Genomic DNA, 18,912 nt, shown 5'->3' on the forward strand with positions numbered 1-18,912 from the left:
ACGAGTCGTGTTTAAGATATTGCTCTTTAACAATCTGGAACAAGCTGAAATTTGAAAGCTTAAGCAACTGTGAGACACACTGACACAGTTTGTATTAAGCAGTCTCTCAATTTTTTGCAATCTTGAATGCTGTCTTGAACCGGTTCGTAACCGCGTTCACTAAAGAGACACCTTCGGGTTGTGAGGTTAAGTGACTAAGCGTACACGGTGGATGCCTAGGCAGTCAGAGGCGATGAAGGACGTGCTAATCTGCGATAAGCGTCGGTAAGCTGATATGAAGCGTTATAACCGACGATTTCCGAATGGGGAAACCCAGTGCAATTCGTTGCACTATCGTTAAGTGAATACATAGCTTAACGAAGCGAACCAGGGGAACTGAAACATCTAAGTACCCTGAGGAAAAGAAATCAACCGAGATTCCCCTAGTAGCGGCGAGCGAACGGGGAGCAGCCCAGAACCTTAATCAGCGTATGTGTCAGAGGAACGGTCTGGAAAGTCCGGCGATACAGGGTGATAGCCCCGTACTTGAAAATGCATATGTTGTGAGTTCGATGAGTAGGGCGGGACACGTGACATCCTGTCTGAATATGGGGGGACCATCCTCCAAGGCTAAATACTCCTGACTGACCGATAGTGAACCAGTACCGTGAGGGAAAGGCGAAAAGAACCCCGGCGAGGGGAGTGAAATAGAACCTGAAACCGTGTACGTACAAGCAGTGGGAGCCTCTTTATGGGGTGACTGCGTACCTTTTGTATAATGGGTCAGCGACTTATATTTTGTAGCAAGGTTAACCGAATAGGGGAGCCGTAGGGAAACCGAGTCTTAACTGGGCGTCAAGTTGCAAGGTATAGACCCGAAACCCGGTGATCTAGCCATGGGCAGGTTGAAGGTTGGGTAACACTAACTGGAGGACCGAACCGACTAATGTTGAAAAATTAGCGGATGACTTGTGGCTGGGGGTGAAAGGCCAATCAAACCGGGAGATAGCTGGTTCTCCCCGAAAGCTATTTAGGTAGCGCCTCGTGAACTCATCTTCGGGGGTAGAGCACTGTTTCGACTAGGGGGTCATCCCGACTTACCAACTCGATGCAAACTACGAATACCGAAGAATGTTATCACGGGAGACACACGGCGGGTGCTAACGTCCGTCGTGAAGAGGGAAACAACCCAGACCGCCAGCTAAGGTCCCAAAGTCATAGTTAAGTGGGAAACGATGTGGGAAGGCATAGACAGCCAGGATGTTGGCTTAGAAGCAGCCATCATTTAAAGAAAGCGTAATAGCTCACTGGTCGAGTCGGCCTGCGCGGAAGATGTAACGGGGCTAAACTATGCACCGAAGCTGCGGCAGCGACACTTAGGTGTTGTTGGGTAGGGGAGCGTTCTGTAAGCCGTTGAAGGTGGCTCGTGAGGGTTGCTGGAGGTATCAGAAGTGCGAATGCTGACATAAGTAACGATAAAGCGGGTGAAAAACCCGCTCGCCGGAAGACCAAGGGTTCCTGTCCAACGTTAATCGGGGCAGGGTGAGTCGACCCCTAAGGCGAGGCCGAAAGGCGTAGTCGATGGGAAACAGGTTAATATTCCTGTACTCGGTGTTACTGCGAAGGGGGGACGGAGAAGGCTAGGCTATCCGGGCGACGGTTGTCCCGGTTTAAGCGTGTAGGGGGAAAGCGTTGGTAAATCCGCGCTTTTATTAACCCTGAGGCGTGATGACGAGTCACTACGGTGATGAAGTAGTTGATGCCAAGCTTCCAGGAAAAGCCTCTAAGCTCTAGGTAACATTGAATCGTACCCCAAACCGACACAGGTGGTCAGGTAGAGAATACCAAGGCGCTTGAGAGAACTCGGGTGAAGGAACTAGGCAAAATGGTGCCGTAACTTCGGGAGAAGGCACGCTGGCGCGTAGGTGAAGTCCCTTGCGGATGGAGCTGAAGCCAGTCGAAGATACCAGCTGGCTGCAACTGTTTAATAAAAACACAGCACTGTGCAAACACGAAAGTGGACGTATACGGTGTGACGCCTGCCCGGTGCTGGAAGGTTAATTGATGGGGTCAGCCGCAAGGCGAAGCTCTTGATCGAAGCCCCAGTAAACGGCGGCCGTAACTATAACGGTCCTAAGGTAGCGAAATTCCTTGTCGGGTAAGTTCCGACCTGCACGAATGGCGTAATGATGGCCAGGCTGTCTCCACCCGAGACTCAGTGAAATTGAACTCGCTGTGAAGATGCAGTGTACCCGCGGCAAGACGGAAAGACCCCGTGAACCTTTACTATAGCTTGACACTGAACATTGAGCCTTGATGTGTAGGATAGGTGGGAGGCTTTGAAGCGTGGACGCCAGTCTGCGTGGAGCCAACCTTGAAATACCACCCTTTAATGTTTGATGTTCTAACTCCGGTCCCTAATCGGGATTGAGGACAGTGTCTGGTGGGTAGTTTGACTGGGGCGGTCTCCTCCTAAAGAGTAACGGAGGAGCACGAAGGTTAGCTAATCACGGTCGGACATCGTGAGGTTAGTGCAATGGCATAAGCTAGCTTGACTGCGAGAGTGACGGCTCGAGCAGGTACGAAAGTAGGTCATAGTGATCCGGTGGTTCTGAATGGAAGGGCCATCGCTCAACGGATAAAAGGTACTCCGGGGATAACAGGCTGATACCGCCCAAGAGTTCATATCGACGGCGGTGTTTGGCACCTCGATGTCGGCTCATCACATCCTGGGGCTGAAGTAGGTCCCAAGGGTATGGCTGTTCGCCATTTAAAGTGGTACGCGAGCTGGGTTTAGAACGTCGTGAGACAGTTCGGTCCCTATCTGCCGTGGGCGTTGGAAGATTGAGAGGGGCTGCTCCTAGTACGAGAGGACCGGAGTGGACGCATCACTGGTGTTCGGGTTGTCATGCCAATGGCATTGCCCGGTAGCTAAATGCGGAAAAGATAAGCGCTGAAAGCATCTAAGCGCGAAACTTGCCTCGAGATGAGTCTTCCCTGAGACCTTGAGTCTCCTAAAGGAACGTTTAAGACTAAGACGTTGATAGGCTGGGTGTGTAAGCGTAGCGATACGTTGAGCTAACCAGTACTAATGATCCGTGAGGCTTAACCTTACAACACCGAAGGTGTTTTAAGACGCAGAGACGCGAAAACACAAAGAGTAAGCTTGTTGAACAGATTGGATTGACTGGTGAGCTGTAGAGATACGGAGCACGGGTTAATTAACAGAATATGCCTGGCGGCGATAGCGCGGTGGTCCCACCTGACCCCATGCCGAACTCAGAAGTGAAACGCCGTAGCGCCGATGGTAGTGTGGGGTCTCCCCATGCGAGAGTAGGGAACTGCCAGGCTTTAATTAAAGTAAAGAACCTCAGTCGAAAGACTGGGGTTTTTTGCTTTATATAATTTGATAATTGCCGACTTGAGCATGGAACGGCCCGCAGGGGCGTATCATGCGACAAAATCGTCGGGAACGATTTTGAACAACGCGCAGCGTTGGCCCGAAGGGCGAGTCTCAGGATGAGACGAGTATTGTAGGGAACGGTCAAACGTCATCGAAAGAACCTCAGTCGAAAGACTGGGGTTTTTTGCTATGGGAAATTTGAAAAGAATAAATCATCTTCATTATTGATATTAATTATCAATTGCATTGACATATTTTCTGCTCTATCTAGAATGCGAATCTCTTATTTCCGCTTGGATGCGCATTATGAAAAACATTTCTCTGGTTATTATTTCCTCTATTTTGTCATTTACCAGCCATTGTTCAGTAGCAAAAGAGCCAACAAAGGCTGTGATCGCTCATGTAACTGCATCGACAGCAGATACATTGAGCATTACACACGCTGCTGGCGTCACTCAAATCCATAAGAACCCACAACGTGTCATTCTGTTTGATTTTGGTACCTATGATTCACTGGAAAAGCTAGGGCTGACAAGCCACGTCGTTGGTTTGCCAAAATCAATACCTAGCTATATAAAAGGCAAAGTATCATCTTCAATGACTGAAGTTGGGGGAATGAAAGACCCGGATTTAAATGCGATTGCACTGTTACAGCCTGATTTGATTATTATTACGGGCCGTCAAGGCAATTCATATGATGCGCTTTCCGCTATCGCACCAACGATTAGTTTAGCTACTGATCAGAATACATATTTTGCATCAGTGAAGACAAATGCGGAATTATTAGGCCAGATATTTGATAAAAAAGATGACGTTGCTCGTTATATCGAGGCTTTATCTCATCAAATAGCGTCTATAAAGTCTGATAAAGCGCCGGAGAATCTTACTGCTTTAACGTTGATACATAACAATGGTAATTTTGGCGTGACTCACCAGCCTATTGTTTTTGATGTATTAGGGATGAAACAGGCAAAGGTTATCTTGCCAAAATCAGATAATAGTCATAAGAAGCGCGTACCGCTAACAACGCACGACATCGCCCAGGCAAATCCGAATATTATCTTCATTGTGGACCGCAGCGCGGCTATTGGCACAAAGCCGTTGGATAAAGCAAAATTTGAAGATGATAATCTGCGTTCTACATCGGCTTTTAAAAATGGAAAGATCGTTTATCTGACGCCTGATCTTTGGTATTTATCGGGGGCAGGTTTAGAGAGCACAGCCGCACAATTAACTGAGGTAGCAAACGCACTTTAGCAGTGAGCTGCAATTAACGGCGGTATAAGATAATGCCGCCATTTTTATTCTCTTTTGGCTACACATCTATTTATCCAAAAATTCAAAGAAGGATCGGTTAGACTAAGCGTAGTTTAGTCAGGATGAGATCCTTGTTTCATGTCTAATAGCCGTACATCGCTTACCAAATTCACTACATTTGGAATCAACGCCAAAGCCAAAGATATTATTGTTGCCACATCACCGGATTCTTTAGCGGAATTCTGGCGCATAGCAGTCGATCGGCATGATCCTGTGTTGATCTTAGGCGAGGGTAGTAACGTATTATTTTTAGAAGACTTTTCTGGAACCATACTACTTAATCGCATCAAAGGTATCACTATTACGGAAGACGGTGATAGCTGGCGACTTCATGTGGGGGCTGGAGAGAATTGGCATGAGCTGGTGAAGTATTCACTTGAACAGGGCATGTCTGGGCTTGAAAACCTCGCGTTGATCCCAGGATGTGCGGGCTCTGCACCTATTCAAAATATTGGTGCTTATGGGATTGAATTCCAAAGAGTTTGTGACTACGTCGATGTATTGAATTTACGTACGAATGAAGTCTTTCGCTTAACCGCTGATGAATGCCAGTTTGGCTATCGGGAAAGCATTTTCAAGCACAGCTATCGTGATGGCTACGCCATCATCGCTGTTGGTTTACGTTTAGATAAGTTATGGCAGCCCGTACTGAACTATGGTGACTTAGCCCAGTTGCCTCGTGAAACGGTAACGCCGAAGCAGGTCTTTGATTCAGTTTGTCATATGCGTAAGACCAAACTGCCAGACCCGCACGAAACGGGTAATGCCGGTAGTTTCTTTAAAAACCCGGTTGTGACGGCAGCCGTTGCGGCGCAGATTAAAATGATATTCCCTGATGCCCCTATGTACCCACAAGCATCGGGCGATATGAAGCTCGCTGCGGGTTGGCTTATCGACCGCTGTGACCTTAAGGGGTTTCAGGTTGGCGGAGCCGCAGTGCATCAGAAACAGGCATTGGTTTTAATTAATAAAGATCATGCTACGAGTGCTGACGTTGCTATGCTGGCGCAAGCTGTACGCAACAGGGTTGCAGAGAAATTTGATGTGTGGCTAGAACCTGAGGTTCGTTTTATATCGGCTACTGGTGAAGTTAACGCGGTTGAGGTTTTGTCATGAAAGATATCAGCGTGCCCCTACGTTTAATCAACATTCTCTCCGATGGTGAGTTTCATTCAGGTGAATACTTGGGTGAGCTGATGGGAATGAGCCGAGCGGGCGTCAATAAGCATATCCAGACAATCCGTGACTGGGGAATCGATGTTTTTACGGTTCCTGGAAAAGGTTATAGTCTGCCATCACCGATGCAGTTACTTGATGAGCAAGAAATTACGAAACAACTACCCGAAGGTGGAGTGACGGTACTCCCGGTGGTTGATTCTACTAATCAGTATCTACTCGATCGTATACACGAGCTGCGCTCTGGTGATGCATGCGTCGCTGAGTATCAGCAAGCGGGTCGTGGACGTCGTGGTCGGCACTGGTTTTCACCTTTTGGTGCCAATCTGTATCTCTCTATGTTTTGGCGTTTAGAGCAAGGACCTGCAGCGGCGATGGGCTTAAGTTTGGTGATTGGGATCGTGATGGCTGAAGTGCTGCGCGAGCTTGGTGCTCCGGATGTGAAGGTGAAGTGGCCAAACGATCTTTATCTCAACGATAAGAAATTAGCGGGCATTCTCGTCGAGTTGACGGGAAAAACCGGTGATGCAGCGAATATTGTTATTGGCGCTGGCATCAATTTATCTATGCGCTCTCCAGATACTTCGATAGTCAATCAACAGTGGATTAATCTTCAGGAAGCTGGCGTTAAAATCAATCGTAATGAGCTAGTTGCCCAGTTATTGAAGCGGCTGCGAGATACTTTGATTGATTTTGAAACACGTGGTTTGGCACCGTTTGTCGAACGCTGGCGTGAGCTTGATAATTTTATTGACCGTCCGGTTAATTTGCTGATTGGTGAGCAAAAAATTTATGGGATCGCTCGCGGCATCGATGCTCAAGGAGCGTTACTTCTAGACCGAGAAGGTGAAGTGACACCATTCATCGGTGGTGAAATTTCTCTGCGCGGCGCATAACAAAAAGGGCATCAAAATGATGCCCTATTCTCGCTAACCTCAACGGGTTATTTACGTAGACGCACGCTTTCAACTGCGTGGTTTCCACCCTTTGTCATGATCAGACTTGCGCGTTCACGCGTCGGTAGGATGTTTTGTGTTAAGTTTAGCCCGTTGATCTCTTTCCATAAATTTGTTGCTATTTCAACAGCTTCCGATTCCGGTAACTGAGAGTAGTGGTGGAAATATGAGTCCGGGTTGGAAAATGCACCTTGGCGGAATTTCAAGAATCGATTGATATACCAGCCTTGTAGTAAATCCTCCGGTGCATCAACATAAATTGAGAAATCTACGAAGTCAGACACGAAAACACGATGTGGATCGTGTGGGTAATCCATGCCGCTTTGTAGAACATTCAATCCTTCCAATATAAGAATATCTGGCTGCTCAATAACTTTGCAGCTGTCAGGGATAATGTCGTAGATCAGGTGAGAATATTGCGGAGCCGTCACTCGCGGTGCACCGGATTTTATCTCAGAAACAAAGCGCACAAGATTTTGAATATCGTACGATTGCGGGAATCCTTTTTTCTTCATCAAACCGCGTTCTTGCAGCACTTTATTCGGATGCAGGAAACCATCAGTTGTCAGTAGTTCAACTTTACGGTGCTCTGGCCAGCGGCTCAATAGAGCTTGTAATACGCGAGCCGTCGTGCTTTTCCCAACAGCTACGCTACCCGCAATCCCAATAATATACGGGATGCGCGGACCGTTAGTGCCTAAAAACTGTTCGAGAACGGCTTGGCGGCGAACGTTTGAGCTGAAATAGAAATTAAGTAGGCGAGAAAGTGGCAGATAGATTTGAGCAACTTCTTCTAACGAAAGATCTTCGTTAATACCCTTTAGATTAGCAATTTGTTCTTCCGTCAGTGTTAATGGAACGGAGTTACGCAGTGCAGCCCATTGTTGGCGACTAAACTGTAGATACGGTGTCGCCAAAGATTGATCTTTCTTCATATGCCCAATTCTGCCTGTTAGCGCGGGTCGGGAACGGCGACAGACGCCAACTCCAGATGGATAACGAGCTGCACATTATAATCAGCTTCGCTACGGCCGTAGTGTTTTTTTTTAAAACTTTGACTCAATCTACGTAATGGTTGTAATGCGATCAAGAGATAAGGGGAATGTAAGAAAGGAAAAAAGCGGAGGCTAAAAATAAATGTGCCCCCGCTAGGAGAACTCAGCTAGCTTTTGCAGGTTGGACAACGGCGAAGAGGCGTTTGTAGTAGATCGCGGTAGGGTGGTATTGACCGTCGGGTGTACAGGCATAGTCAGGGATTTCCCCCATGCATCGATAACCTTCCGTTCGATAGAAAGCTTCAGCAGCCGATCCCGCTTGAGTATCTAAATAGAGTAAGCCTCGATGTGCCTGCATCGCTGACTTTTCAAGCGTGATAATCAGCTGGTGCGCAACCCCTAAGCGGCGTGCGCTGCTGTGAACCATGAGTTTTTGAATTTCAGCCCGATTGCGGCCATTAGGCTTCTGGCAAAGAGAAAGCTGCACTGTACCAATCACACGATGCTCATCACGGGCTATCCATAATAACAGCTCTCCTTTGGCAATCAGGGGCCGCAGGCTATGGAAGTAGCATTCAGCATCATAATGATCAATCTGTGTGTCATATCCCAAAGAGGCACCGTTAGCGACCGCGTCGGTCAAAAGCAGAGCAAGTTCACTGCGGTATACTGGTAATGTGGCATCGTTAAGCAGCACAATTTTCATTGGCGATTCCTCCAGAACGGGTCATGACTTGGTATAAGCAAAGAGCAGGCCAAGTTGCAGAACTGCTAATTACGTGGGGGAGTCAGCCTAATAAGTGTAGCTTTTGCTTTGCGTTGGTGCAGAAAGCATAAAATTAATGCACCAGAAAAGTGTGATTGTGATCAATACCAATGTTTTTGAACACGCCGCCGTGGCTGTGAAACATGAGATGTTGAATGATGTGAGGCGGCTTGTAGGGACTAAAATCATGCTATTTTGTGAGCAATTAAACGGTCTAAAAGACGTTTTTGACTGTTTTCTGACCGAAGGTGCGCAAAATTGAATTTTTTTGTTGCATAGAGCACGATCACTACCTAGAATGCGACCCACTTGATGCCGGCTTAGCTCAGTTGGTAGAGCAACTGACTTGTAATCAGTAGGTCACCAGTTCGATTCCGGTAGCCGGCACCATCAAGTAAAAGCAACACCAAGTGGTGGGGTTCCCGAGCGGCCAAAGGGAGCAGACTGTAAATCTGCCGTCTCAGACTTCGAAGGTTCGAATCCTTCCCCCACCACCATTTATTCGCCTTAGAGATAGGGCCTGAGGTGTGGTTTAATCCTACATCTCAAAATGTATCAGTGAAGATCTCACTTCATCGATACAAAACTCTACAGAACAATCAGGTAGCCGAGTTCTAGGATGCGGGCATCGTATAATGGCTATTACCTCAGCCTTCCAAGCTGATGATGCGGGTTCGATTCCCGCTGCCCGCTCCAAGTATTGCTGATATGGCTCAGTTGGTAGAGCGCACCCTTGGTAAGGGTGAGGTCCCCAGTTCGACTCTGGGTATCAGCACCACTTCTTTTCTCCTCCTCTGATTTCATTCTGTAAAATATTCAGCTAGTGCATACAAATCATTTGCTTGGTTGATGTGGTGATATCACCGATTTATCCGTGTCTTAGAGGGACAATCGATGTCTAAAGAAAAGTTTGAACGTACAAAACCGCACGTTAACGTCGGTACTATCGGCCACGTTGACCATGGTAAAACAACGCTGACCGCTGCAATCACTACCGTTCTGGCTAAAACCTACGGTGGTTCTGCTCGTGCATTCGATCAGATCGATAACGCACCAGAAGAAAAAGCTCGTGGTATCACCATCAACACTTCTCACGTTGAATACGACACCCCGACTCGCCACTACGCACACGTAGACTGCCCAGGCCACGCCGACTATGTTAAAAACATGATCACCGGTGCTGCGCAGATGGACGGCGCGATCCTGGTTGTTGCTGCGACTGACGGCCCTATGCCTCAGACTCGTGAGCACATCCTGCTGGGTCGTCAGGTTGGCGTTCCTTACATCATCGTGTTCCTGAACAAATGCGACATGGTTGATGATGAAGAGCTGCTGGAACTGGTAGAAATGGAAGTTCGTGAACTTCTGTCTCAGTACGACTTCCCTGGCGATGATACTCCAATCATCCGTGGTTCTGCTCTGAAAGCGCTGGAAGGTGCACCAGAGTGGGAAGCTAAGATCGTAGAACTGGCTGAAACTCTGGATTCTTATATTCCACAGCCAGAACGTGCTATCGATAAGCCATTCCTGCTGCCAATCGAAGACGTATTCTCTATCTCTGGCCGTGGTACAGTTGTTACCGGTCGTGTAGAGCGCGGTATCGTTAAAGTTGGTGAAGAAGTTGAGATTGTTGGTATCAAAGATACCGTTAAATCAACTTGTACCGGCGTTGAAATGTTCCGTAAACTGCTGGACGAAGGTCGTGCAGGCGAGAACGTAGGTGTTCTGCTGCGTGGTATCAAGCGTGAAGATATCGAACGTGGTCAGGTTCTGGCTAAGCCAGGCACTATCAAGCCACACACCAAGTTCGAATCAGAAGTTTATATTCTGAGCAAAGATGAAGGCGGCCGTCATACTCCGTTCTTCAAAGGCTACCGTCCACAGTTCTACTTCCGTACAACTGACGTGACCGGTACCATCGAACTGCCAGAAGGCGTGGAAATGGTAATGCCAGGTGATAACATTCAAATGACTGTTAACCTGATCCACCCAATCGCAATGGATGATGGTCTGCGTTTCGCAATCCGCGAAGGCGGCCGTACCGTTGGTGCTGGTGTTGTTGCTAAAGTCATCGAATAAGATTTGACGCGACACGCGATAAAAGGGCATCATTTGATGCCCTTTTTCTACGCTAGTGATACTAGAACCTATCTCATCAGTAGTTTTAGCGTCATAATTACAGGTGAGATGGGCTCTGATAGTACGGCGTATCGTGCCGAATAGCGGATCATTTATCTGATCTTGCTCTTTCTTTGAAGAGGTAACCGCGCTTATCGCGTTTGTTTCTTGTAAGATACCCATTCGGTTTGGTTTGCCTCGCGTTGCGGGGCGAAGTTGTTTTTCACAATCTAGTGACAGGTTGGTTTATGAGTGCGAATACCGATGCTCAAGGGAGCGGGCGCGGCCTACAAGCGCTAAAATGGCTGGTTGTCGCCGTGCTGCTGATCGTGGCCATCGTAGGTAACTTCCTTTACCGTGATGTGAGTCTGCCACTGCGCGCGATGGCTGTAGTCGTGATTATCGCAATTGCTGGTGCCGTAGCATTATTGACAACTCAAGGTAAGGCTACCGTGGCATTTGCCCGTGAAGCGCGTACCGAAATGCGCAAGGTCATCTGGCCAACGCGTCAGGAAACGTTGCACACAACATTGATCGTGGCTGCGGTCACCGCCGTCATGTCACTGATTCTGTGGGGGCTGGATGGTATTCTGGTCCGTTTAGTTTCGTTTATTACTGGCCTGAGGTTCTAAGATGTCTGAAGCCCCTAAAAAGCGTTGGTACGTCGTTCAGGCGTTTTCCGGTTTTGAAGGCCGTGTAGCTCAATCGCTGCGCGAGCACATTAAACTGCACAACATGGAAGAGTTGTTCGGTGAAGTCATGGTTCCGACAGAAGAAGTTGTCGAAATCCGTGGCGGGCAACGTCGCAAAAGCGAGCGTAAATTTTTCCCTGGTTACGTGTTAGTTCAGATGGTAATGGAAGATGCCAGCTGGCACTTAGTGCGTAGCGTGCCGCGTGTGATGGGCTTCATCGGCGGAACTTCTGATCGTCCAGCTCCAATCAGTGACAAAGAAGTTGATGCTATCATGAACCGTCTGCAGCAGGTTGGTGATAAGCCTCGTCCGAAAACTCTGTTCGAGCCAGGCGAAATGGTCCGCGTCAGCGATGGTCCATTTGCCGACTTTAACGGCGTGGTTGAAGAAGTTGACTACGAAAAAAGCCGCCTGAAAGTCTCTGTTTCTATCTTTGGTCGTGCGACCCCAGTAGAACTGGACTTTAGCCAGGTCGAAAAAGGCTGATAAATAATTAAGCGATCGCTATGATTGCTGATTGCCAGAGGCGCGAAATTGAACTACAATTTCGCGCCTTTTGTTTTTATGCGCACCACATTTTCGAATGTATCGCGTGTAAACGTTTTGCAAATAACGGGGAGCCTTTTTGAGGCGTTATCACCCAATCGAGGATATTTACCATGGCCAAGAAAGTACAAGCCTACGTTAAGCTGCAAGTTGCAGCTGGTATGGCAAACCCAAGTCCGCCAGTTGGTCCAGCTCTGGGTCAGCAAGGCGTTAACATCATGGAATTCTGTAAGGCGTTCAATGCTAAGACTGACAGCGTTGAAAAAGGTCTGCCGATCCCTGTTGTTATTACCGTTTATTCTGACCGTTCTTTCACCTTCGTTACCAAAACTCCTCCAGCAGCAGTACTGCTGAAGAAAGCAGCTGGTATCAAGTCTGGTTCTGGCAAGCCGAACAAAGACAAAGTAGGTAAAGTAACGAGTGCTCAGGTTCGTGAAATCGCAGAAACCAAAGCTGCGGACATGACTGGTTCTGACGTTGAAGCGATGATTCGCTCCATCGAAGGTACTGCTCGTTCCATGGGCCTGGTAGTGGAGGACTAAGAAATGGCTAAGCTGACCAAGCGCATGCGCGTGATCCGTGACAAAGTTGATGTTACTAAACAATATGACATCACCGAAGCCGTTGCTCTGTTAAAAGAGCTGGCCACTGCTAAATTCGTTGAAAGCGTTGACGTTGCTGTCAACCTTGGCATCGATGCTCGTAAATCTGACCAAAACGTACGTGGTGCTACCGTTCTGCCACACGGCACCGGTCGTTCAGTACGCGTTGCTGTATTTGCTCAGGGTGCGAACGCTGAAGCTGCTAAAGCTGCAGGCGCAGAACTGGTAGGTATGGAAGATCTGGCTGACCAGATCAAAAAAGGCGAAATGAACTTCGACGTTGTTATCGCATCTCCAGATGCAATGCGCGTTGTTGGCCAGTTGGGTCAGGTTCTGGGCCCACGCGGCCTGATGCCAAACCCTAAAGTTGGTACTGTAACTCCTAACGTTGCTGAAGCAGTTAAGAATGCTAAAGCAGGTCAGGTTCGTTATCGTAACGACAAAAACGGCATCATTCACAGCACCATCGGCAAAGTTGATTTCGACTCTAACCAGTTGAAAGAAAACTTGGAAGCTCTGCTGGTTGCTCTGAAGAAAGCTAAACCTGCGACTGCTAAAGGCGTTTTCATCAAGAAAATCAGCCTGTCCACCACCATGGGTGCTGGCGTAGCAATCGAACAGGGTAGCCTGACCGCAGTAGCTAACTAATTCTCTCAGAGAATAGCTAATTGCGTTTTCGCTTTACGCGGGCGCGAGATTTGTATAAAATCTGACGCCCGCGCATTCTTTAATGAATATAAAGCGAACGAATTTTCGGTTGGAGTCTGGCCTTATCCAGACCTCCGTCCAAGACCGCAGGTGCATCGAAAGATGCTTAATCGTCCTGCGTAGACGGTGACAGAACCTAAAAAATCTTTTGATTACTGGATTCTGCTCACCGTATTTAACGCCTAGACCGTTTTCGGTTTTAGGTGATGTGAGTTCCGGGGAATCCTCCCCGGCCAAAATCCAGGAGCTAAAGCTAATGGCATTAAATCTTCAAGACAAACAAGCGATTGTTGCTGAAGTCATCGAAGTAGCCAAAGGCGCGCACTCTGCTGTTATTGCTGACTCTCGTGGCGTAACAGTAGATAAGATGACTGAACTGCGTAAAGCAGGTCGTGAAGCTGGCGTTTACATGCGTGTTGTTCGCAACACCTTGATGCGTCGCATCGTTGAAGGCACTCCTTTCGAATGCCTGAAAGACACGTTTGTTGGTCCAACCTTAGTTGCATTTTCTATGGAACACCCGGGCGCTGCTGCTCGTCTGTTCAAAGATTTCGCGAAAGCGAATGCAAAATTTGAGGTTAAAGCTGCAGCCTTTGAAGGTGAGTTGATTCCAGCGGCCCAGATCGACCGCCTGGCAACTCTGCCAACTTACGAAGAAGCAATCGCACGCCTGATGGCAGCCATGAAAGAAGCCTCTGCAGGCAAATTGGTTCGCACTCTCGCTGCTCTGCGCGATCAGAAAGAAGCTGCTTAATCAGCCTTTCTTTTCTAACGCGTTTGCTTACGTATAATCTATTTCTGAATTTTAGGAACAATTTTTATGTCTATCTCTAAAGACGATATCTTGAATGCAGTTTCCGAAATGTCTGTAATGGACGTTGTTGAACTGATCTCCATGATGGAAGAGAAGTTCGGTGTTTCTGCTGCTGCAGCTGTAGCTGTTGCTGCGGGTCCAGCTGAAGCTGCTGAAGAAAAAACTGAATTTGACGTTATTCTGAAAGCTGTTGGCGCTAACAAAGTTGCAGTGATCAAAGCTGTACGTGGCGCAACTGGTCTGGGCTTGAAAGAAGCTAAAGATCTGGTTGAATCTGCACCAGCTACACTGAAAGAAGGCGTTAGCAAAGATGACGCTGAAGGCCTGAAAAAATCTCTGGAAGAAGCTGGCGCTGAAGTTGAAGTTAAATAAGCCAACTCTTTTGGTAGCAGCCTAAGCAATTAGGCTGATGGCTGGTGACTTTTTGGTCACCAGCCTTTTTGCGCTGTAAAGGATGCTCGTGGTATTTCACACTGTTTGGCCACTAGTATTCCCTCAATACTTGTTTCTATCTTCGACTTAATATATTGCGGCTTTCCACTTTGGGAGTTCCGGAGTAAAGCGTAACGAAATGGTTTAAGAGTGATAGAAACAAGTATTGCGAAAGGTGTTTCTGCCTTTCGGTCACAAAATGGTGTTGCATGAACTGTCCTACTAGGACGGACAGAGTGGGTCACTGATCAGCGAGCTGAGGAACCCTATGGTTTACTCCTATACCGAGAAAAAACGTATTCGTAAGGATTTTGGTAAGCGTCCACAAGTTTTGGACATACCTTATCTCCTTTCTATCCAGCTTGACTCGTTCCAGAAATTTATCGAGCAAGATCCGGAAGGGCAACACGGCCTGGAAGCAGCATTCCGTTCCGTATTCCCAATCCAGAGTTACAGTGGTAATTCCGAGCTGCAGTATGTCAGCTATCGTCTCGGTGAGCCGGTATTCGATGTTAAAGAATGCCAGATCCGTGGCGTAACTTACTCCGCTCCGCTGCGCGTTAAACTGCGTCTGGTAATTTACGAGCGTGAGGCGCCGGAAGGCACCGTTAAAGACATCAAAGAACAAGAAGTCTACATGGGTGAAATTCCACTCATGACTGATAACGGTACTTTCGTTATCAACGGTACTGAGCGCGTAATCGTATCTCAGTTACACCGTAGCCCAGGCGTGTTCTTTGACAGCGATAAGGGTAAAACCCATTCATCGGGTAAAGTGCTGTATAACGCACGTATCATCCCTTACCGTGGTTCATGGTTAGATTTCGAATTCGATCCGAAAGACAACCTGTTTGTGCGTATTGACCGTCGCCGTAAATTACCTGCGACCATTATTCTGCGCGCATTGAACTTTACGACAGAGCAGATCCTTGACCTGTTCTTCGACAAAGTTGTCTTCGAGATTCGTGACAATAAACTGCAGATGGAGCTGGTTCCAGAACGTCTGCGTGGCGAAACTGCGTCCTTCGATATCGAAGCTGACGGCAAGGTCTATGTTGAAAAAGGCCGCCGTATTACCGCACGCCACATTCGCCAATTGGAAAAAGACGGCATTACGCTGATCGAAGTTCCAGTTGAGTACATTGCTGGTAAAGTCGTCGCTAAAGATTTCATCGACGAAAATACCGGTGAGCTGATCTGTGCAGCCAACATGGAGCTGTCACTGGATCTGCTGGCTAAGCTGAGCCAAGCGGGTTACAAGCGTATCGAAACGCTGTTCACCAACGACTTGGATCACGGTGCTTATATTTCTGAGACCATTCGCGTCGATCCAACTAGCGACCGCTTAAGCGCGCTGGTTGAAATCTATCGCATGATGCGTCCTGGTGAGCCACCAACACGCGAAGCAGCTGAAAACCTGTTCGAGAACCTGTTCTTCTCCGAAGACCGCTATGATCTGTCTGCGGTTGGTCGTATGAAGTTCAACCGTTCTCTGCTGCGTGAAGAGATTGAAGGCTCCGGTATCCTGAGCAAAGACGACATCATTGAAGTGATGCGTAAACTCATCGATATCCGTAACGGTAAAGGCGAAGTGGACGATATCGACCACTTGGGTAACCGTCGTATCCGTTCCGTGGGCGAAATGGCTGAGAACCAGTTCCGTGTAGGTCTGGTACGTGTTGAGCGTGCAGTTAAAGAGCGTCTGTCTTTGGGCGACCTCGATATGCTGATGCCTCAGGACATGATCAACGCCAAGCCAATTTCTGCAGCCGTTAAAGAGTTCTTTGGTTCCAGCCAGCTGTCTCAGTTCATGGACCAAAACAACCCGCTGTCAGAAATTACGCATAAGCGTCGTATCTCCGCGTTGGGCCCAGGTGGTTTGACTCGTGAGCGCGCAGGCTTTGAAGTTCGAGACGTTCATCCGACTCACTACGGTCGTGTATGTCCAATCGAAACGCCTGAAGGTCCAAACATCGGTCTGATCAACTCCCTGTCTGTTTATGCACAGACTAACGAATACGGCTTCTTGGAAACCCCATACCGCCGCGTTCGTGATGGAATTGTAACTGATGAGATTCATTACCTGTCTGCTATCGAAGAAGGCAACTACGTCATCGCTCAGGCGAACTCCAACTTGGACGACGAAGGCCGCTTTGTAGAAGATCTGGTTACTTGCCGTAGCAAAGGCGAATCAAGTTTGTTCAGCCGCGATCAGGTTGACTACATGGACGTTTCCACCCAGCAGGTGGTTTCTGTCGGTGCTTCCCTGATCCCGTTCTTGGAACACGATGACGCCAACCGTGCATTGATGGGTGCGAACATGCAACGTCAGGCCGTTCCAACTCTGCGTGCTGATAAGCCGCTGGTTGGTACCGGTATGGAACGTGCTGTAGCCGTTGACTCCGGTGTTACCGCTGTTGCTAAACGTGGTGGTGTGATCCAGTACGTGGATGCTTCTCGTATCGTTATCAAAGTTAACGAAGATGAGATGTACCCAGGCGAAGCAGGCATTGATATTTATAACCTGACCAAATACACCCGTTCTAACCAGAACACCTGCATCAGCCAGATGCCGTGTGTCAATCTGGGCGAACCAATTGAACGTGGCGACGTGCTGGCTGACGGCCCGTCTACCGATCTGGGTGAATTGGCTCTGGGTCAGAACATGCGCGTGGCATTCATGCCATGGAACGGTTACAACTTCGAAGACTCCATCTTGGTGTCTGAGCGTGTTGTACAGGAAGACCGCTTCACGTCTATCCACATCCAGGAACTGGCCTGTGTGTCTCGTGACACCAAACTGGGGCCTGAAGAGATCACCGCTGACATCCCTAACGTGGGTGAAGCTGCGCTCTCTAAACTGGATGAATCCGGTATCGTTTATATCGGTGCAGAAGTGAAAGGTGGTGACATTCTGGTTGGTAAAGTAACGCCTAAAGGCGAAACTCAGCTGACTCCAGAAGAGAAACTACTGCGCGCGATCTTCGGTGAGAAAGCATCTGATGTTAAAGATTCTTCTCTGCGCGTTCCAAACAGCGTTTCTGGTACCGTTATCGACGTACAGGTCTTTACTCGCGACGGCGTAGAAAAAGACAAACGTGCGCTTGAAATCGAAGAGATGCAGCTGAAGCAGGCTAAGAAAGACCTGACTGAAGAACTGCAGATCTTGGAAGCTGGCTTGTTTGCCCGTATCCATGACGTGCTGGTATCTGGTGGTGTTGAAGCTGAGAAATTGGCTAAGCTGCCACGCGACCGCTGGTTAGAACTGGGTCTGGCTGATGAAGCTAAACAGAACCAGCTCGAGCAGTTGGCTGAGCAGTACGACGAACTGAAATCTGATTTCGAGAAGAAACTGGATGCTAAGCGTCGTAAGATCACTCAGGGCGACGATCTGGCTCCAGGTGTACTGAAAATTGTTAAGGTTTATCTGGCTGTTAAACGTCAGATCCAGCCTGGTGACAAGATGGCAGGCCGCCACGGTAACAAAGGTGTTATCTCTAAGATCAACCCGATCGAAGATATGCCTTACGATGAAAACGGTACTCCGGTAGACATCGTACTGAACCCGCTGGGCGTACCATCACGTATGAACATCGGTCAGATCCTGGAAACCCACTTGGGTATGGCTGCAAAAGGTATTGGTGAGAAAATTAACGCCATGCTGAAGCAGCAGCAGGAAGTGGCCAAGCTGCGTGAGTTCATTCAGAAAGCCTACGATCTGGGCGATAACACGCGTCAGACCGTTGATCTGAACACCTTTACCGATGACGAAGTTATGCGTCTGGCTGAGAACCTGAAAAAAGGTCTGCCAATCGCAACACCAGTCTTCGATGGTGCGAAAGAGAAAGAAATCAAAGAGCTTCTGACATTAGGTGGCATCCCTACCTCTGGTCAGATCACGCTGTTTGATGGCCGTACCGGCGAGCAGTTTGAGCGTCAGGTTACTGTCGGCTACATGTATATGCTGAAACTGAACCACTTGGTTGATGACAAAATGCATGCGCGTTCTACCGGTTCTTACAGCTTGGTTACTCAGCAGCCGCTGGGTGGTAAAGCTCAGTTCGGTGGTCAGCGCTTCGGTGAGATGGAAGTATGGGCACTGGAAGCGTATGGCGCTGCCTACACGCTGCAGGAAATGCTGACCGTCAAGTCCGACGATGTAAACGGCCGTACCAAGATGTACAAAAACATCGTGGATGGCGACCACCGTATGGAACCAGGCATGCCGGAATCCTTCAACGTATTGTTGAAAGAAATCCGCTCGCTCGGTATTAACATTGAGCTGGAAGACGAGTAATTCGTTCATTCGAATTGCAAGTAACACCAGCCGCTAAGCGCCCTGTGAAAGCGGGGCGCTTAGTCAGTGGTTGCACTGGTCACAGGGGCATTTGGGTGGTATCCGAATGC

13 protein-coding genes, 4 tRNA genes and 2 rRNA genes are annotated in these 18,912 nt (G+C 48.3%); 17 read left to right on the forward strand and 2 right to left on the reverse strand.

Annotation, left to right across the window (positions count from 1 at the left end; translation table 11 throughout):
* Positions 1–184 precede the first annotated feature (184 nt).
* The 5 genes from CPY98_RS01295 (at position 185) to birA (ending at position 6,771) form a co-directional block, all read left to right on the forward strand.
* Positions 185–3,092 (forward strand): 23S ribosomal RNA (locus CPY98_RS01295).
* Between the two features lie 121 nt (positions 3,093–3,213).
* A 5S ribosomal RNA gene (gene rrf, locus CPY98_RS01300) occupies positions 3,214–3,329 on the forward strand.
* Positions 3,330–3,688: 359 nt separating this feature from the next.
* Positions 3,689–4,639: a siderophore ABC transporter substrate-binding protein gene (locus tag CPY98_RS01305; RefSeq protein ID WP_157743832.1), complete on the forward strand. Its 951-nt coding sequence runs from the start codon at positions 3,689–3,691 to the stop codon at positions 4,637–4,639.
* A gap of 138 nt (positions 4,640–4,777) precedes the next feature.
* Positions 4,778–5,815 carry a UDP-N-acetylmuramate dehydrogenase gene (gene murB, locus CPY98_RS01310; protein ID WP_096386070.1) on the forward strand — a complete coding sequence of 346 codons (1,038 nt, stop codon included), beginning with the start codon at positions 4,778–4,780 and terminating at the stop codon, positions 5,813–5,815.
* Positions 5,812–6,771 (forward strand): bifunctional biotin--[acetyl-CoA-carboxylase] ligase/biotin operon repressor BirA, encoded by a 960-nt coding sequence (gene birA / locus CPY98_RS01315; protein ID WP_025802682.1) that lies wholly within the window; start codon positions 5,812–5,814, stop codon positions 6,769–6,771. The genes murB and birA overlap by 4 nt, the downstream gene beginning before the upstream one ends.
* Before the next feature lie 47 nt (positions 6,772–6,818).
* On the opposite strand, the gene coaA is transcribed toward birA, so the two are convergent.
* Together coaA and CPY98_RS01325 are read right to left on the reverse strand one after the other, a co-directional pair.
* Positions 6,819–7,766, reverse strand: coding sequence for a type I pantothenate kinase (coaA, locus tag CPY98_RS01320; RefSeq protein WP_025802684.1), 948 nt, complete (start codon positions 7,764–7,766; stop codon positions 6,819–6,821).
* 223 nt (positions 7,767–7,989) lie between these two features.
* On the reverse strand, positions 7,990–8,532 hold the full coding sequence (locus CPY98_RS01325) for a GNAT family N-acetyltransferase (protein WP_043490357.1): 543 nt from the start codon (positions 8,530–8,532) through the stop codon (positions 7,990–7,992).
* 374 nt (positions 8,533–8,906) lie between these two features.
* Between CPY98_RS01325 and CPY98_RS01335 the strand changes: the two genes are divergently transcribed.
* From CPY98_RS01335 to rpoB, 12 genes are all read left to right on the forward strand, one after another.
* Positions 8,907–8,982, forward strand: a tRNA-Thr gene (locus tag CPY98_RS01335).
* Between the two features lie 22 nt (positions 8,983–9,004).
* A tRNA-Tyr gene (locus tag CPY98_RS01340) sits at positions 9,005–9,089 on the forward strand.
* Positions 9,090–9,213: 124 nt separating this feature from the next.
* Positions 9,214–9,288, forward strand: a tRNA-Gly gene (locus CPY98_RS01345).
* A gap of 6 nt (positions 9,289–9,294) precedes the next feature.
* Positions 9,295–9,370 (forward strand) — tRNA-Thr (locus CPY98_RS01350).
* A gap of 116 nt (positions 9,371–9,486) precedes the next feature.
* Complete coding sequence (tuf, locus tag CPY98_RS01355) at positions 9,487–10,671, forward strand: elongation factor Tu (RefSeq protein WP_038501901.1); 1,185 nt, start codon at positions 9,487–9,489, stop codon at positions 10,669–10,671.
* A gap of 287 nt (positions 10,672–10,958) precedes the next feature.
* The gene (gene secE, locus CPY98_RS01360) at positions 10,959–11,342 is read left to right on the forward strand and encodes a preprotein translocase subunit SecE (protein ID WP_025802775.1); all 384 of its coding nucleotides are present in this window, start codon (positions 10,959–10,961) and stop codon (positions 11,340–11,342) included.
* A 1-nt stretch (position 11,343) separates the two neighbouring features.
* Positions 11,344–11,889 (forward strand): transcription termination/antitermination protein NusG, encoded by a 546-nt coding sequence (nusG, locus tag CPY98_RS01365; RefSeq protein ID WP_025802777.1) that lies wholly within the window; start codon positions 11,344–11,346, stop codon positions 11,887–11,889.
* Between the two features lie 173 nt (positions 11,890–12,062).
* Positions 12,063–12,491, forward strand: a complete 429-nt coding sequence (rplK, locus tag CPY98_RS01370; RefSeq protein WP_025802779.1) for a 50S ribosomal protein L11 — start codon at positions 12,063–12,065, stop codon at positions 12,489–12,491.
* 3 nt (positions 12,492–12,494) lie between these two features.
* Complete coding sequence (rplA, locus tag CPY98_RS01375; RefSeq protein ID WP_025802781.1) at positions 12,495–13,199, forward strand: 50S ribosomal protein L1; 705 nt, start codon at positions 12,495–12,497, stop codon at positions 13,197–13,199.
* 316 nt (positions 13,200–13,515) lie between these two features.
* Entirely contained in the window at positions 13,516–14,013 is a 498-nt protein-coding gene (gene rplJ, locus CPY98_RS01380) for a 50S ribosomal protein L10 (RefSeq protein WP_025802783.1), read from the forward strand.
* A gap of 66 nt (positions 14,014–14,079) precedes the next feature.
* Positions 14,080–14,445 (forward strand): 50S ribosomal protein L7/L12, encoded by a 366-nt coding sequence (gene rplL, locus CPY98_RS01385; RefSeq protein ID WP_025802785.1) that lies wholly within the window; start codon positions 14,080–14,082, stop codon positions 14,443–14,445.
* 328 nt (positions 14,446–14,773) lie between these two features.
* Positions 14,774–18,802 (forward strand): DNA-directed RNA polymerase subunit beta, encoded by a 4,029-nt coding sequence (gene rpoB, locus CPY98_RS01390; protein ID WP_025802787.1) that lies wholly within the window; start codon positions 14,774–14,776, stop codon positions 18,800–18,802.
* Positions 18,803–18,912: the final 110 nt, after the last annotated feature.

Source organism: Hafnia sp. CBA7124 (genome assembly GCF_002355555.1).
In the GTDB taxonomy this organism is placed as follows: Bacteria; Pseudomonadota; Gammaproteobacteria; order Enterobacterales; family Enterobacteriaceae; genus Hafnia; species Hafnia alvei.

Bases quoted from the DNA above. Each gene is read 5' to 3' on its own strand.
- CPY98_RS01305 (WP_157743832.1), top strand. From the start codon at position 3,689: ATGAAAAACATTTCTCTGGTTATTATTTCCTCTATTTTGTCATTTACC.
- murB (WP_096386070.1), top strand. From the start codon at position 4,778: ATGTCTAATAGCCGTACATCGCTTACCAAATTCACTACATTTGGAATC.
- birA (WP_025802682.1), top strand. From the start codon at position 5,812: ATGAAAGATATCAGCGTGCCCCTACGTTTAATCAACATTCTCTCCGAT.
- coaA (WP_025802684.1), bottom strand. From the start codon at position 7,766: ATGAAGAAAGATCAATCTTTGGCGACACCGTATCTACAGTTTAGTCGC.
- CPY98_RS01325 (WP_043490357.1), bottom strand. From the start codon at position 8,532: ATGAAAATTGTGCTGCTTAACGATGCCACATTACCAGTATACCGCAGT.
- tuf (WP_038501901.1), top strand. From the start codon at position 9,487: ATGTCTAAAGAAAAGTTTGAACGTACAAAACCGCACGTTAACGTCGGT.
- secE (WP_025802775.1), top strand. From the start codon at position 10,959: ATGAGTGCGAATACCGATGCTCAAGGGAGCGGGCGCGGCCTACAAGCG.
- nusG (WP_025802777.1), top strand. From the start codon at position 11,344: ATGTCTGAAGCCCCTAAAAAGCGTTGGTACGTCGTTCAGGCGTTTTCC.
- rplK (WP_025802779.1), top strand. From the start codon at position 12,063: ATGGCCAAGAAAGTACAAGCCTACGTTAAGCTGCAAGTTGCAGCTGGT.
- rplA (WP_025802781.1), top strand. From the start codon at position 12,495: ATGGCTAAGCTGACCAAGCGCATGCGCGTGATCCGTGACAAAGTTGAT.
- rplJ (WP_025802783.1), top strand. From the start codon at position 13,516: ATGGCATTAAATCTTCAAGACAAACAAGCGATTGTTGCTGAAGTCATC.
- rplL (WP_025802785.1), top strand. From the start codon at position 14,080: ATGTCTATCTCTAAAGACGATATCTTGAATGCAGTTTCCGAAATGTCT.
- rpoB (WP_025802787.1), top strand. From the start codon at position 14,774: ATGGTTTACTCCTATACCGAGAAAAAACGTATTCGTAAGGATTTTGGT.